Genomic DNA, 15525 nt, shown 5'->3' on the forward strand with positions numbered 1-15525 from the left:
ATCGAAGCGAACGATACGGAGTCCGAAGAGAAAAATCAGTCCCCACCATGGACTGGATCGGATCGATTTTCTCTCCGAGATGGTGGATCACATGCCTGGTTCGTAAACCACGACACGATTTCGGCCCTCGCGCTTGGCGCGGTAGAGGGCGAGGTCAGCCCGGTGGATCGCCTTTTCCAGGGTGTCGTAGGACCCGTCCAGCGCCGAGATGCCAATGCTGCTGGTCAAATGGAACCGGCCTTCCGGCCCAGGAATGGCCATGCGGGACAGATGGCGGCGCACCCGCTCCGCCACCACGCGGGATTCCTCTGCGGTGGCACCGGGCAGGACCACGACGAACTCCTCGCCGCCGAGCCGGCCGAGAATGTCGTATTCGCGCAAGATGGCCTGACAGCCGCCGGCCACCATGCGCAGGGCGTCGTCGCCGGTGGCGTGGCCATAGCTGTCGTTGATGCGCTTGAAATGGTCCACGTCCAGAACGAAGACCGACATCGGCTCGCTGAAGCGGTGGGCGCGGGCCAGCTGCGAGCGCGCCAACTCCATGAAGGAGCGCCGGTTGTAAATTCCCGTCAGCGGATCGCGGGACGCCATGTCCCGCAGCGCTTCCTCCATGTTCCGGCGGTCGGTGTAATCGTAGATCCAGGCCAGATTCACCTGAACGCCCTGGATCACCGCCTGGTTGACCGTGAACAGCGTCCAGAAGGACGACCCGTCGGCCCGGCGGAACTGCACCTCCATGTTGGTCACCGACCCGTAGGAGCGCAGGCGATCGATCACCCGCTCGCGCTGGTGCCGATCCAGGTAATAGTCGCGCGCCTGCCGGCCGATCAGATCCTCACGCTTCAGACCGATCAATTCGGCGAATCGGGTGTTGACGAAGATGATCTTGCCGTCGTCGCGGCGCGACACCGACACGCCGATCGGGCTCTGCTCCAGGATGGCCTGGAGCCGCTCCTCGCTGGGCAGCCCCTCCGTCAGGTCGTGGATCACGCCGACGATGCCGCCCAGGTTCCCGGCGCTGTCGCAGAAGACGGCCTTGGTCAGGCTGGACAGGCGGGTGGTGCCGCCGACGAAGGGAACCGCCTCCTCGTAGCTGCGCTGGCCCCAGTTGACGGTCAGCTCGTGATCCTGATCGGCGTGCGCCTTGGCGATGCGCGGGTCCATCACGGCAAAGGCGGTCTTGGCGACGATGCTCCGGCGATCCAGGCCGGTGTAGCGCTCGAAGGCGTCGTTGCAGTCCGTGTATTCACCAGCCGCGTTCTTCACGAAGACGGGAACCGGCAGCGTCTCGAACAGCACCTCCTTCATAAGGAGCTGGTCGCGCAGCGCGGCTTGCGCCTGCCGGTGGTGGCTGATGTCGGTGTAGACGCGAAGAGACTGCCGCTCGCCCAGCGGGCCTGTGGTGGGACCGACCGACTCAGCCACCCAGACAGTTCCGCCATCCTGGCAGCGCAATCGCCGCTCGCCCGGCGCATCCGGCAGCGCCGGGAAAAAGGCATCCTCCGGCTCCAGCGCCGCGAGGTCGAGACCGGTCAGGCCGCCGGAAGCATAACGCAGCAGACCATGCAGGGCCGGGTTGGCGTACAGGATGGTCCCTGTGTCCGTGGTGACGCAGACCCCCGTCGGCAGCGTGTCGAACACACGCCACAGCGCAACACGGGTTTCCTCCGCATCCCCAGAAGAACTCATTGAACCAACCGAATCCAGCATGGCCCCGACAGCGTCGTGGAAGATTCTTGCGCCACGATAGGGCAAACAAGGAGTACGTTAGCCGATGCGCCTTTTTGCCCCTGTGTGCCATCTTGTCGCGCTATGGTGGTGATCGCCTATCCTGAGCGCAAAATCTATCGATTTTTGAACGTTCCGCACGCCGTTGACACACGGTCTTCCGCCAGATTGTCCACCGGCAAGCCCAGCCTCAGCCACCTCTGCCGATAGTCGAACCGGCGCACCAGCACCCCGGCCCGGCCCAACTCATTGTAAAGCCCGGCGGACTGCGGATCGTCTATGAGACGAAAGAGCGACGTGCCTCCAGCGACGCGCACCCCGGCCTCCATCAGTCGGGCGTCGAAGCGGGCCGCCGCGTCGGCCAGACGGCGTCGGGTGGCGGCGATCCACGCCGAATCCGACAGCGCCGCGGTGGCGACCGCCAGCGCCGGACCCGACACCGCCCAAGGTCCCACGGCGGCCCGCACATCCCGGACCAGCGCCGGCTCACCGAGCAGGAAGCCGAGCCGGACCCCGGCCAACCCGAAGAACTTCCCGAAGGAGCGCAGGATGACCAGACCGGCGCGCCCGGCCTCCGACGCCACGCTGCACTCCGGAATGACCTCGGCGAAGGCCTCGTCCACCAGCAGCCAGCCGCCCCGCGCCGCCTGCCGCTCCGCCAGGGCCAGCAGGGTTTCGGGCGGGACGATGCGGCCGTCCGGGTTGTTCGGGTTCACGACCACGACCACGTCGGCATCGCAGGCGTCCAGCGACTCCGTCCCGGTCACGCGATGGCCGGCCTTGGCCCAGCCCGCGGCATGTTCGGCGTAGGTCGGCCCCAGCACGGCAACCGTCCCCGGACGCCGCAGCCGCGGCAGGATCTGGATCAGCGCCTGGGAACCGCCCGCGGCGGCGATACGGTCCGGCGACGGCACGCCGTAGCAGGCCGCCGCGGCCTCGCGCAGCGCCGTTTCGGCCGCGCGGCCCGGCAGGCGCGCCCAGGCCTCGTCCGGGATGGGCGGCAGCGGGTAAGGCCAGGGGTTGATGCCGGTGGACAGGTCCACCCAGGGTTCCGGCGCCCCTGGAAAGGCTACCCGCGCAGCGTCGAGGTCGCCGCCGTGGATGATCTCACCCTGGACGATCCTCTTGGACCCCGCCGCCGATTCCGCCATCATCCCGCCCCTTCCCTTCCCCCAGAGGATTCGATCCCGTGGAGCTTCATCCGTCCGTGCTCGCCGCCGCTCTCCTCATCGAGGCCGCCGCCGGCTATCCGGACGCACTCTACGCCCAAATCCGCCACCCGGTGGTGTGGATCGGGGCGCTTATCGCCCAGCTTGACCGCGCGCTCAACCGCGAGCGTGAATCCTTCGCCGTCCGCAAGGCCGCCGGCGTGCTGGCTCTGCTCGTCCTGCTTCTGGTGGTGGGTGGCGCCGCGTCGGCGGTGGCGGGGCTGTGCCGGCACTTGCCGCTCGGCGGCCTCCTCGAAGCGGCGCTGGCCTCCACCCTGCTGGCGCAGCGCAGCCTGCACGACCATGTGGCCGCGGTCGCCGCCGCCTTCCGCGACGGCGGGCTGGAGGCGGCGCGTGAAGCCGTGTCGCGCATCGTCGGCCGCAATCCGGCCACCCTTGACGAGCATGGGGTAAGCCGCGCCGCCATCGAAAGCCTGTCGGAGAATTTCTCGGACGGTGTGGTCGCCCCGGCCTTTTGGCTGCTGGTCGGCGGGCTGCCGGGAATCGCGCTCTACAAGGCGATCAATACCGCGGACAGCATGATCGGCCACCGCACGCCCCGGCACGAGGCGTTCGGCTGGGCCGCGGCGCGGCTGGACGATCTGGTCAACCTCCCCGGTTCCCGCCTGTCGGCGCTGCTGATCTGGGTGGCCGCCCGCTTCACCGAGGGGGCCGACGCCGCCGAATCCTGGCGGTCGGTACGGCGCGACGCCCACCGCCACCGCTCGCCCAACGCCGGCTGGCCCGAGGCGGCAATGGCCGGGGCGCTCGACCTCCGGCTCGGCGGACCGCGGGTCTATGGCGAGGTTCGGATCGAGGACGCCTGGATGGGGCCGGGCCGCACCGCCGCCACCGTGCAGGACATCACCCGCGCCCTTCACCTCTATCGGCGCGCCTGCATCGCCCTGGTGGCCGGCGCGCTGCTGCTGGCGCTGACCCTCTAAGCGCGCCAATGGAAAAGGGGCTCCGAAGAGCCCCTTTTCCAATCAGACAACCCGGAAGTTCTTGAACTGCCAGGGGTCGTCATGGTCGATGTCCTCAGGGAACAGACGTTCGCGGTCCTGCAGCGGAGTCCAGTCGCCATAGGCGCCGACCAGTTCGCCGAGATAGGGCTTGGCGATTTCCAGGATGCGCTGGAAATCGATCTCGTCCGGCTCGACAATGCCGCGGTTCGGGTTCTCCAACGCCCAGACGATGCCGGCCAGAACTGCCACCGTGACCTGCAGCGAGGTCGCGTTGTTGTAGGGCACCAGGGCGCGCGCCTCGTCGATGCCCAGGCGGGAACCGAACCAGTAGATGCCCTTCTTGTGGCCCATCAACAGCACGCCCAGCTCGTCGGTGCCGCTGACGATCTCGTGCATCATCAGGCGCTGGCTCGGCTGCATGTACCAGTTCTTGCCGGCCAGCTCATGCACCGACTTCACCGCGTCGTCGCACGGGTGATAGGCGTAATGCACGGTCGGGCGGTAGGTGACGTGGTTGCCGTCGCGCTGGGTGTAGTAGTCGGCGATGGAGATCGCCTCGCTGTGGGTGATGAGGAAGCCGTGGAACGGCCCCTCCAGCGGGGTCCAGGTGCGCACGCGCGTGGAGGCCCCCGGACGCATCAGGTAGATGGCAGCGTCGCAGCCGAACTCGTGGCGGCGGCCATCGGCCGGGAAATGCTTCTCGTGGCTGCCCCAGCCGAGTTCGGTGGGCTGGCAGCCCTCGCCGACGAAGCCGTCGATCGACCAGGTGTTGACGAACTCGCCCACCTTCTTCGGCTCGTTGGAAACCTGGGTGTCGCGCTCGGCGATGTGGATCACCTTCACCCCCAGCTTGGCGGCCAGCGCGCCCCAGCCGGCGCGGTCCTTCGGGACCTCTGCCGATTCGCCGGTGTCGGCAGCGACGTTGAGCAGCGCCTGCTTCACGAAATGCGAGACGAGGCCGGGGTTCGCGCCATGGGTCAGAACGGCGGTCGGCCCACCCTCGAAGGCGGCGCGGTGCGACAGCGCGGTCTCGCGCAGGGCGTAGTTGGAGCGCAGCGACGGCGACAGCGACGGGTCGGTGTAGCCGCCGGCCCACGGCTCGACGCAGGTGTCGATGTAGAGCGCGCCAATCTTGTGGCAGAACTCGAACAGGGCGACGGACGACACGTCCACCGACAGGTTGACCAGGAAATCGCCCTTGCCCAGCATGGGCTCCAGAACCTGGGCGTAATTCTCCCTCGTCAGCGGCAGGTTGATGAATTTGACGCCAAGCTCATCCGCCTCGGCATGACCGCGCTCCTCGGCGGTGACGATGGTGATCTGGTCCTTCGTGATTCCGATGTGGCGCAAAATCAGGGGCAAAACTCCCTGGCCAATCGATCCGAAGCCGACAATGACCATGCGGCCGGTGAAGGTGATGTGCTTGGTGTCCAGGGTCATCTAAGACGGTCCCCCGTGGTTGGCGTGACAGAAATACAGCCCGTCACCCTCGCGCCTCTTGCAAAGGCGGAGGGTGGCGGACCAACGATGGTTTACGGTGATTTTTTAGGGATATCCACAGCTTTCCCGCGATGCGGGACTTATGCCACGCAGCTCTTGAGGACATAGCCGGGTGTTTCCAGCAGCGGCGCGTCCGAAACTTCGACCACGCGGGCTTGGTCGAACCCGTTGAAGGCGGTGCGCAGGCAGGAGCCGTAGGCCCCCAGCTGGCCCAGCTCGATCCAGTCGCCGGCGCGGATGTCCGCCGGCAGGTGGAACGGGCCGTTCATGCGGTCCGCGCTGTCGCAGGTCGGGCCGTAGAAGGCGAAGGCCTCCACCGGCTCGTCGCCCATCGGCGCGAAGGGACGGATCATGCGGGCCGGGAAGCGGAAGCCGGGGACACCGGCGTCCGACAGGGCGCCGTAGACGCCGTCGTTGATGAACAGCTCGTTGCCCCGGCGCTTCACCACCTGCACGACCAGCGACACGCCCGGCGCGACCAGCGCGCGGCCCGGCTCGCACCAGACGCGGCAATGGGCCGGCAGGTCGAGCTTCGCCACGCCGCGGGCGATGGCCTCCATGAAGTCGCCGAGCGGCGGCGGGGTGACGCCCGGATAGGAGACGGGGAAGCCGCCGCCCACATCCAGAACGTCGATCACCACGCCCGACTCCGCGATGATGCGGCCGGCCAGCTCCAGCGCCCGCTCGTAGGCGGACGGGTCGAGCATCTGCGAGCCGACATGGAAGGACACGCCGACCTTCGGGGCCACCATGCGCACGGCCTGGAGCAGCTCGACCGCCTCCGTCGCCGGGGCGCCGAACTTGCCGGACAGGTCGTAGACCGCGTTGCCCTTCGGGAGGGCCAGACGCACGACGAGGCCGAGGTCCTGGGCGTCGCCCGTCTCCTCCAGGATCTTCTGAAGCTCCTCCATGCTGTCGAGCACGAAGTCGCGCACGCCGTACTGCTGGTAGGCGGTGCGGATCGCCTCGCGCCCCTTCACCGGGTGCATGTAGTGCAGCACCGCGTCCGGGAACATCTGGCGGATCAGTCGGATCTCGCCCGGCGAGGCCACGTCGAAGTGGCGCACGCCACCGGCCCACAGGGCGCGCAGCACCGCTGGCTCCGGGTTGCACTTCACGGCGTACAGCACGTCGCCCGACACGGCGGCGTCGAAGGCGGCCACGAAGCTGGACGCGGTGTCGGCCAGGACGCCCGGACGGATGCAGTGCATCGGCTCCTCGGGTCGGGCCAGCGCCACCGCCTGATGGACGGAGGTGCGGCGGTCCGACACCGGCGAAGCGCCGAAGGACGGGGCGGAGACGGAAACGCCGCGGCGCAGCGGGGCGACGGCGGAACGGGATCGGATGAAGCCCATGGCGCACTCCTTACCCTGGGCCACCCGGCGCGGGGCGGTCCAGCGAACAGACGGGAATCCGACACGACCGTCAAAGCCGCGGATCGGAATTCGGGTTGTGGTGAAAGGCGACGGAGAAAAGCCGGGTCGAACGCTCACGAGCGGGCTAACAGCTCCGCAGGTTCAAAGCGTCGATGTCCGGCTATGGGCTACCGTCTGAGAGCCCTGCCGTGGAGAGCCAACATGCCTACCTCCCTCTCGGGACCGGCCCACTGATGACCGGTTCTGCCAAAAAGGACGCGGTACGTCGTTGCATAACCACAGAGGGCCATTGGCACGTGCGAGTGCGTCGTCCCCGATGAATTACGCTTTTTCCCCGGCGATTCAAGTGATTTTTTGATGACAGGTCGGGAGCGGCCCGGGGTTGGCCCAGGATTGGCCCGTTATCGGAACGATGGCGGCGGTCAGCGGGGCACCGCGTCCGCCGTCTCGGCGAAGGCCGGACGGTCGGAGCCCAGCACATGGTCCATCAGCCAGAAGCGCAGGAACCCCCGCACCGCGACGCCGGTGTCGAGCCGGCCGCTCTCCACCTGTTGGCGGATGCGGGAGAACTGCCCCTCCAACAGCCGGTGGTGGTTGCGATGGGCCACAAAGCGGCCGGGCGCCACGCGGCGCAGCACCCCTTCCTCCATGGCGAAATGGGCGTGCACATGGTCGTGCAGCAGCCCGAAGAGGTCCAGCGTCTCACCGGACGGGGCGCCCCGGCGGCTCATCGCGTCCAACTCGTTCATAAGCTCGGCGAGCTGACGATGCTGGGCGTCGAGCGGCCCCACCCCGACCTCGAAAGCGCTGTTCCAGGCGATCAGGGTCCGCCCCTCCGGCGCCATCGATGCGTCGCGCACCAGCGCGGTGTAATCGCCGTCGTGCCGGATCTCATGTCCGCACAGAGCGGCATCCAGCGTGCCCGCCACCGTGCACAGGAAATCCGAGGTGACCTCACAGTCGCGCACATAGTCGATCAGCCGGCCGAACTGCTGGTCCAGCATCGCGTGGTGGCCGGCGTGCTCCTCCCACCGGGTGAAGCCGGCGGCACGGATGATGACCTCCTCATGGTCGAAATGCATGCGCATTTCGTCCGCGAACCGGCTGAATCGAGGAACCATGGAATCACGGGAAGCACCGTCGGCGCAGGCGCAGCGGATGGCTTCGACATGGTCCATCAGCGACGTATGGGCCGCGTCGATGAAGCCGTTGCCCGTACACGGGATGGAGTGGCCATCCGTGGTCATGGAGCCTCCGAAGCGGGTGGCGCGCCGCCATTGGATCGGCGCCGATACCGAAGGGCTTGTAACAGCGCCGCTTTTCGCCCGCAATCGGCTGCGGCGAAAGGTAACGGCGGCAGCCGGGTCATGATGGGCGGGTCATGAAACGTTACCGGTTTCCGACTCGAACTTCGGAAAGCGGTCGGCGATCACGTCACCGGTGAAGGACGCCACCCAGCCATCCGGGCGCGTGAAGAAGCGGATGGCGGTGAATTCCGGGTCCGGCCCCATGTCGAACCAATGCTTCGTCCGCGCCGGGATGCTCAACAGGTCACCGGCCCCGCACACGATGCGGAACACTTTTCCGTCCACATGCAGATAGAAGGCGCCGCTTCCCTGCACGAAGAACCGGGCCTCGTCCTCGTCGTGAGTATGCTCCGCAAGGAAGGCGGCGCGGCGGACCGCGGCGTCCGGCTGGCCGCGCGGCATCCGCACCACGTCGGCGGATTGGAAGCCGCGTGCCTCCTTCAGGACCGCCACCGGCCCGGCATAGGCTTCCAGCACCGCATGGGCGTCGGCGGCGTCTGGAATGGCCTGAGGCGCCGGCCAGCGCTCGAACAGCACGCCGGCCAGCGCCAGATGGGCGGTGACCAGCGCCGGGTCGGCGGACGAGAGTTCCGCAACGGTGGGATCGGTGTCGCTGTAGACGGACAAACGGGCCATGGTCGCCTCGTTGTGCAGGTGCACCCAGAATGAGACGAAGCGGCGCCCGGCGCAACCGAAACGGTTGAAGCCATACCTCCGTATGCGCGCAATGAACGAATCAGCGACGGATCGCCAGCCCCAGCGACACGATCAGCCCAACCGCGAGCAGAAGCCCGACGAATCCGCCGACTCCGGCCCAGCCGAAGGCGTACCAGAAGACGCCGCCCAGCGTCCCGGCGACGGTGGAGCCCATGTAGTAGCAGAACAGATAGATCGCCGAGGCCTGCCCGCGGTTGACCGGCGCCCGCTGCCCGATCCAGCCGGAGGCGATGGTGTGGACGCCGAAGAAGGCGAAGGTGAACAGGGCGATGCCCGGAACCATCGTCCCCAGCCTGTCCGGCGTCATCAGCGCCAGCCCGGCCGCCATCATCGCCGCCGCCGCCGCCAGCACCCGCCCACGCCCCAGCCGCACCGCCAACCCGCCGAACAGCGGCGAGCTGACCACCCCGCAGAGATAGACCGTGAAAACGGCGCCGACCGCCGCCGGGCGCAGATCGAAGGGCGGCGCCAGCAGGCGGAAGCCGATGTAGTTGAAGACGGTAACGAAGGCTCCCATGGACAGGAACCCGATGGCGAACAGGGCGAGCAGCCCGCGATCCATCAGGTGCCCGCGCCACGCCGCCGCCAGCTCCCGCATGCCCGCCGGCCGCCGCTGGAAATGGCGCGACGCGGGAAGCGCGAACCACACCGCCAATGCGGCGGCGATTCCCAGGGTGCCGATCACCCCCATCGCCATGCGCCAGGACGCGACATCGGCGACCAGCGCCGTCAGGGCCCGCCCCGACATGCCGCCGAGCGCCGTCCCGCCGATGTACAGGCCCATGGTGACCCCGGCGGAGCGCGGGTCCACCTCCTCCGACACATAGGCCATGGCGACGGCGGGAAGGCCGCTGAGCGCCATCCCTTCCAGCGCCCGCACCAGCAGCAGCGACGCCCAGTCCGGCGCCATCGCGCCGCTGATGCCCAGCGTACCGGAGGCGAGCAGGGAAAGCGCCATGATCGCCTTGCGCCCGAACCGGTCGGACACCGCCCCAGCGATGAGCAGCGCGAAGGCCAGAACACCGGTGGACACCGACAGGGCGAGGCTGGACTGCGCCGGGGTGACGCCGAACTCCCGCGTGAATTCCGGCATCAGGGGCTGCACGCAGTAGAGCGCGGCGAAGGTGGAGAAACCGGCGACGAAAAGGATGCGGCTCGCCCGCTTGTAGGCCGGCGTGCCGGCGACGAGATACGTCGCCCCCGCTTCAGCCGCGCCCTGCCCCGCCGGCTCGATCCGAACCCTGCCGAAATCGCCGTCCGCCACGTCGATATGCCCCCATGATGCGCCGCAACATGCACGCAAGAGGGGAATGTGCGCCCGCGACGGCGTCCTGTCCAACGGAGCGGACGCAGTGCAGCAATATGATTCCGTTATGACAACAGGCCGCCCGGCGGGTTTACGGGATCAGCGCGCCGAGGTCGAACTCCTTGGCGAAGGCCAGCATGGCGCCGCAGGCGCTGGCGGACGACACGCGCAGCACGCCGTTGCCGACGACCGTCGGGAACTTGCTTTTCTGCAGCGCCTGCTGCGCGCGCTCCAGATCGGCCACCGTCAGCACCACCCCGGCCAGGAAGGGGCGCGGAACCGCCAGCGCCGGGTCGCCGGTCCAGCCCCATTGCAGCGCGGCGGGATCGGCCACCACGATGGGGGCACTGCCGGTCGGCACGACGCGCGCCGGCCCCCGCGTCTCCACCGCCGTGCCGAACAGCCGGGCGTAGGAGGCGGCGGTGGCGTCGGGATCGTCGGCGGCGACGACCAGGGCGGCGAGGCCGGTCACCGTGTTGTCGTGCTGGACCAGCTCCGGACGCCAGACCACCTCGGGGGTGTGGTGCTGACACAGGAAGACCCGCCCGCCCCACTCCGGCACGCCGTCGATCGGTGTGGTGGTGAAGCGCGCCTGTTGCGCGCCGCCCGGCAGTTCGACGGGACGGCCGAACTCGACCGGCTCACCCGCCGGATAGCCGGCTTCGACCAGAAGCCGCTGCGCCGCCCGCGCGTCGTCGGTCTTCAGCGCCGCCGCGGCGATGCCCTCGCGGGTCTTCAACACGTCGCTGTAAAAGGCGGTGAAGGGGTGCGGCTGTTCGATGGCGAGCAGTTCCAGATAGTCGCCCGCCCCGAACATGATGGTGTGGTTCGCCGACTTCAGTTCGCCATGCCGGCCCTTCGGCGAAATGGTGAAGCCCATGCGGCGATAGGCATCCTGCGCCGCCTCCAGATCGCGGACGACGATGACGAGATGGTCGATGCCGTTGATTCCGTGTGCGCCCATGCCCCTTGCCCTTCCGCTTTGCCGGCCTTTCGCGTCCGGCCAGCCATAGTGCAACGGGACGGCGCGGCGCAAGTGTCAGGGCGCCAGCGGCCGTTCGCGCCACGCGGCGACGGCGTCCGGCATGGGCGGCGACTCCCGGTTCTCGCCGTGGATCGCCAGGATGTCCGCCGGGGCGACCACGGCGCCGCGCGCCACGAAGGCGCCCTGCACCACGGCCAACGCCGCCGTGCCCGTGGCGGTCTCCACCCGATGCTCGATGAAGAAATACTTGTCGTCCCAGCACAGCACGCGGGTCGCCAGCTCGAAGCGCTGGAAGGGCGCCAGCGGGCGGCGGAAGCGCAGGTTGGCAGCGCCGATCACCGGTTGCCAGCGGTGGCGCAGGATCGACCGCCCCATGCCGGAGCGCAGCATCAGATCGACCCGCCCCAGGTCCATGACGCTGAAATAGCGGGCGTTGGTCATGTGCAGGTTGAGGTCGAGGTCGGTGGGCCACACCCGGAAGCGCAGCCGCGCCGGTTCCAGGAACCCCACCGGCCGACCGGTCAGAGCGGCCACGATGACGCCGATCAGGCGGAACAGCAAATTCATACCCCATCCCCTCCGGCCCGGCCCGGCGGACGGGACCGCACCGGCTCAGGCGCTCTTGGACGCCAACCCGCGCTCGTCCAGCGCGGCCTGCACCTGGGCCCCGATCTCCCGCAGTTCGCCCACGGTCGCCTCCAGGTCCTGGCGCTGCTGCTCCAGGTCCTTCAGCCGCGCGTCGATGCGCTTCTGCAGGACCTTCAACTGCTCCACCCCGCCATCGACGTTGTAGAGGTCCAGATACTCGCGGATCTCGGCCAGCGAGAAGCCCAGCCGCTTGCCCCGCAGGATCAGCTTCAGCCGGGCGCGGTCGCGCTTGGTGTAGACGCGGTTGTTGCCGAGGCGGTTGGGCGACAGCAGCCCCTTCACTTCGTAGAAGCGGAGGGCGCGCGGCGTGATGCCCAGTTCCTCCGCCAACTGATTGACCGTGTAGAGCTGTTCCATGGTGGGGGGCACGCCTTCCGTCACGTCGCGCCGCGTTGGCGTGTGGGAAGCGAAGGCCGCTCGTTCCACACCGCCGGACGGCGTCACCGTTCCTACCACACACACCACGATGTGACAAAGCCGCGCGCCCTTTCCCGGTCACCCCTCCGGCTTCTGCAAGCTTTCAGCGATCAGCTCCTTCTTCGACAGCTTGCCGACCGCTGTCTTGGGCAGCTCGGCGCGGAATTCGATTTGCTTGGGCATCTCGATCCGCGAGATCTTGTCGCGCAGGAAGTCCTTCAGCCGTTCGGCGGTCAGGTCGGCACCGGACCGGAGCTGGATGAAGGCCTTCGGGCTCTGGCCGCGGTAGTCGTCGGGAATCCCGATGACGCAGACGGCGACGACGTCGGGGTGCTGGTAGATGGCCTCCTCGATCACGCGCGGATAGACGTTGTAGCCGCCGCAGATGATAAGGTCCTTCAGCCGGTCGAGCAGGAAGACATAGCCGTCCTCGTCCATCAGCCCGACGTCGCCGGTGAACAACCAGCCGCCGACGATGGTGCGCCGGCTCTCCTCGTCCTTGTTCCAGTAGCCGGCCATGACGTTGGGGCCGGACAGCGCGACCTGCCCCTTCTCGCCGGGCGGCAACACGCGGTCGGGATCGTCCAGCGCGCGGATCTGCACCATGACGCCGGGCAGCGGCAGGCCGATGGAGCCCTCCTTGTTCACGCCGGTCAGCGGGTTGCAGGCGCAGACCGGCGACGCCTCGCTGAGGCCGTAGCCCTCGACCAGCACGCAGCCGGTGGCCTCCTCGAACTGGCGCTTCAGCTCCATCGGCAGCGGCGCCCCGCCGGAGATGCAGTAGCGGATCGACCGCATCGGATGGCGCGCCACGTCGGGATGGCTCAGCAGCGCCTTGTACATGGTCGGCACGCCGGGCAGCAGCGTGGGCTTGCGCCGCGCGATGGTCTTCAGCACCTGCAGCGTGTCAAAGCGCGGCAGCATGACCAGCTCCGCCCCCGCCGCCAGCCCCATGTTCAGGATCACCGTCATGGCGAAGACGTGGAAGAAGGGCAGGACGGCGAGCATCCGCTCCTCCCCCAGCGCCATGCCGGGGAACCAGGCTTGCACCTGCCGGGCGTTGGCCACGAGGTTGGCGTGGGTCAGCATCGCCCCCTTGGGCACGCCGGTGGTTCCGCCCGTGTATTGCAGCACCGCGACGTCGCGCCGCGGGTCCAGCCGCACCGGCGGCATCATTCCGTCGTTGGCCAGCAGCGCGTCGAAGTCCACATGCCGCCCGTCCTGCGGGATGCTGGCCAGCTCGCTGCGCTTCAGCACGCGGAACAGCACGCTCTTCACCGGGGACAGGATGGAGGCCATGCGGCAGACGACCACCGTCCTCAGCCGCGTGCGGTCCAGCATCGCCTCGATGCGCGGGTAAATCTGCTTCAGATCGAGCGTGACCATGATCTCGGTCCCGGAATCCTCGATCTGGTGCTCCAGCTCCCGCTCGACATAGAGCGGGTTGTAGTTCACCACCGTACCGCCGGCCTTCAGGATCCCGAAATAGGCGATCACGTAGGTCGGGGTGTTCGGCAGGCACAGCCCTACCCGCACGCCCGGCTTCACCCCCATTGCGGCGAAACCCTTGGCCGCCCGGTTCACCAGCCCCAGCACCTCCGCGTAGCGGTAGCGGCGGCCGAGGAAATCCAGGCAGGGACGGTCGGCGTAGCGGCGGGCGGCCTCCTCGAACAGCGTGGCCAGCGGCGTCACGGCGATCGGCTGGTCCCAGGCGATGCCCTCGGGGTAATGGGCCAGCCAGGGATGGGCCGGCGTGTCGTCGCCAATGCTGCCCCGGCGCGCAAGATTCTCGGTCATCTCCGATCCTCCCGGCTGCGCGGCGGGTCAGGACAAGCGACGACGGAAGGCGGTGCGGGGCGATGGGATTCCGGGCGCGGCGGCGGTCTGCATGGTTTCACTCCCCGTGGATGAATTGATGTTTCCCGGATCATTGTGGCGCCGGAAACGTTTTGGTTATGACGTTGACGTAAACGTAAAGCCGGCTTACTGTCAAGATACAACCAACATGAATCCAGGGGAGAGAGACCGATCCATGGTTGAGGACATCCTGCGCGAACTCCAATCCCGCTCCACCAGCTTCCGCAGCCTGAAGGCCGACGTCCGTTTTGCGCTGGAGGACGGCGAGGCGGTGCGGGTCAACGCCCGCGAGACGCCCGTCGCCATCGCGCGGGAGGGCGCCAGGGACGACGACCCCGACTGCACCATCCGCATCTCCGCCGAGAATCTGAAGAAGCTGATGGACGGCCGGCTGAACCCGATGCTGGCCTTCACCATGGGCAAGCTGAAGGTGGACGGCTCGATGGGCGTCGCCATGAAGCTGGCGCAACTCCTCGACGACTGAGCGCCTGCGGCTGAGTAACGAAAACCGGACGGCGGCATCATAAGCCGCCGCTGTACAACGAGCACAGGGAGGGAACATCCATGACGCACGCCCTGCGCGCGGCGCTGACGGCCGCCGGTCTGCTGCTCTCCGCGGCCGCGGCCCAGGCGGCCGAGCCGCGCACGCTGAACTACCGTATTTTGATGGGCGACGATCCGGTGGGCAGCGAAACCGTCCGGCTGGAGCACCAGAGCGACGTGACCAAGGTCGCCGTCACGGCCTCGACACGGGTCAAGGTGCTGTTCATCAACTTCCGCTACGACCACAAGCGGGAGGAGGTGTGGAAGGGCGGGATGCTCGACTCCATGAGCGCCCAGACCGATGACGACGGCACACCCCACGCCATCCGGATGATGCGGACCGGCGACGGCTATTCCGTCACGGTGGACGGCAAGGTGGGCAAGGCCAGCGCCGACACCCTGCCCCTGACGCTGTGGACCCCGGAGGTGCTGAAGCGCCCCACCCTGCTGTCGGTCATCGACGGCAAGCCCTACAGCGTGCGCACCGACCTCGTGGGCACAGAGACGCTGACCGTCGGCGGACGGGCGGTGCCGGCGCAGCATCACCGCATCTCCGGCGACGTGGAGCGCGACCTGTGGTTCGACGCGCAGGGCACGCTTTTGAAGACCCGCTTCAAGCGCAGCGGCTACGATGTTACCTACATCCTGGACTGAGATGTGTACTGCGTGAGGGTGTGATGCCGCTGTTCGTGTTCCCCGAAGACCCGTCCTGGAACGAGGAAGCCGACGCCGTGGAGTTCGCGGTGGAGGTCGGGGAGTATCACGGGCGGGTCTTTGTCCCGCGCCGCGCCCTGCAAACCCTCGCTGGCCATCTGCCGAAGCCGGACGAGGCGCTTCAGTATGTCTGCATGAACCGCCCGGTCTTCGACAAGGCGGTGGAGGCCCGCATCATGGACCGCAAGCTGGACCCGGATGCGAACGTGCATTTGACGGCAAGGGATGTGCGGCGGGTGGCGCCGTAAGAGCGT

The 15525-nt window shown here is 68.1% G+C and carries 15 protein-coding genes; 4 read left to right on the plus strand and 11 right to left on the minus strand.

All coding sequences use genetic code 11. The features are described 5' to 3' along the window. Positions 1 to 87: 87 nt before the first annotated feature. Positions 88 to 1689 (minus strand): sensor domain-containing diguanylate cyclase, encoded by a 1602-nt coding sequence (locus AMK58_RS08100; RefSeq protein ID WP_236778079.1) that lies wholly within the window; start codon positions 1687 to 1689, stop codon positions 88 to 90. A gap of 155 nt (positions 1690 to 1844) precedes the next feature. Next, on the minus strand, positions 1845 to 2882 hold the full coding sequence (cobD, locus tag AMK58_RS08105) for a threonine-phosphate decarboxylase CobD (protein WP_059398795.1): 1038 nt from the start codon (positions 2880 to 2882) through the stop codon (positions 1845 to 1847). Between the two features lie 35 nt (positions 2883 to 2917). Here cobD and cbiB point away from each other — a divergent pair, with 35 nt between their 5' ends. After that, positions 2918 to 3880 (plus strand): adenosylcobinamide-phosphate synthase CbiB, encoded by a 963-nt coding sequence (gene cbiB / locus AMK58_RS08110; protein ID WP_035674659.1) that lies wholly within the window; start codon positions 2918 to 2920, stop codon positions 3878 to 3880. 42 nt (positions 3881 to 3922) lie between these two features. Here the strand turns inward: cbiB and AMK58_RS08115 are convergent, their stop codons facing one another. The 9 genes from AMK58_RS08115 to AMK58_RS08155 form a co-directional block, all read right to left on the minus strand. After that, entirely contained in the window at positions 3923 to 5341 is a 1419-nt protein-coding gene (locus AMK58_RS08115) for a homospermidine synthase (protein WP_035674656.1), read from the minus strand. Between the two features lie 140 nt (positions 5342 to 5481). After that, a complete protein-coding gene (locus AMK58_RS08120) occupies positions 5482 to 6756 on the minus strand; it encodes a type III PLP-dependent enzyme (RefSeq protein WP_035674653.1) in 1275 nt (424 codons plus the stop codon). Between the two features lie 443 nt (positions 6757 to 7199). Further along, positions 7200 to 8024 carry a hemerythrin domain-containing protein gene (locus tag AMK58_RS08125; protein WP_035674650.1) on the minus strand — a complete coding sequence of 275 codons (825 nt, stop codon included), beginning with the start codon at positions 8022 to 8024 and terminating at the stop codon, positions 7200 to 7202. A gap of 132 nt (positions 8025 to 8156) precedes the next feature. Next, positions 8157 to 8720, minus strand: coding sequence for a 1,2-dihydroxy-3-keto-5-methylthiopentene dioxygenase (locus AMK58_RS08130; RefSeq protein ID WP_035674648.1), 564 nt, complete (start codon positions 8718 to 8720; stop codon positions 8157 to 8159). Between the two features lie 100 nt (positions 8721 to 8820). Continuing rightward, the gene (locus AMK58_RS08135; RefSeq protein ID WP_079285189.1) at positions 8821 to 10065 is read right to left on the minus strand and encodes an MFS transporter; all 1245 of its coding nucleotides are present in this window, start codon (positions 10063 to 10065) and stop codon (positions 8821 to 8823) included. Positions 10066 to 10198: 133 nt separating this feature from the next. Beyond that, positions 10199 to 11071 carry a VOC family protein gene (locus tag AMK58_RS08140; RefSeq protein ID WP_035674645.1) on the minus strand — a complete coding sequence of 291 codons (873 nt, stop codon included), beginning with the start codon at positions 11069 to 11071 and terminating at the stop codon, positions 10199 to 10201. Between the two features lie 75 nt (positions 11072 to 11146). Continuing rightward, positions 11147 to 11659 carry a thioesterase family protein gene (locus AMK58_RS08145; RefSeq protein WP_035674642.1) on the minus strand — a complete coding sequence of 171 codons (513 nt, stop codon included), beginning with the start codon at positions 11657 to 11659 and terminating at the stop codon, positions 11147 to 11149. Positions 11660 to 11704: 45 nt separating this feature from the next. Beyond that, positions 11705 to 12097: a MerR family transcriptional regulator gene (locus AMK58_RS08150; RefSeq protein WP_014240764.1), complete on the minus strand. Its 393-nt coding sequence runs from the start codon at positions 12095 to 12097 to the stop codon at positions 11705 to 11707. Between the two features lie 138 nt (positions 12098 to 12235). Further along, entirely contained in the window at positions 12236 to 13954 is a 1719-nt protein-coding gene (locus tag AMK58_RS08155) for a long-chain-fatty-acid--CoA ligase (protein WP_035674640.1), read from the minus strand. Between the two features lie 235 nt (positions 13955 to 14189). On the opposite strand from AMK58_RS08155, the gene AMK58_RS08160 reads away from it, so the two are divergent. From AMK58_RS08160 to AMK58_RS08170, 3 genes are all read left to right on the plus strand, one after another. Then, positions 14190 to 14498, plus strand: coding sequence for an SCP2 sterol-binding domain-containing protein (locus tag AMK58_RS08160; protein WP_035674638.1), 309 nt, complete (start codon positions 14190 to 14192; stop codon positions 14496 to 14498). An 80-nt stretch (positions 14499 to 14578) separates the two neighbouring features. Then, entirely contained in the window at positions 14579 to 15211 is a 633-nt protein-coding gene (locus tag AMK58_RS08165) for a DUF6134 family protein (protein ID WP_035674636.1), read from the plus strand. Between the two features lie 23 nt (positions 15212 to 15234). Further along, positions 15235 to 15519 (plus strand): DUF1488 family protein, encoded by a 285-nt coding sequence (locus AMK58_RS08170; RefSeq protein WP_035674633.1) that lies wholly within the window; start codon positions 15235 to 15237, stop codon positions 15517 to 15519. Positions 15520 to 15525: the final 6 nt, after the last annotated feature.

Source organism: Azospirillum brasilense (assembly GCF_001315015.1).
Classification (GTDB): Bacteria; Pseudomonadota; Alphaproteobacteria; order Azospirillales; family Azospirillaceae; genus Azospirillum; species Azospirillum brasilense.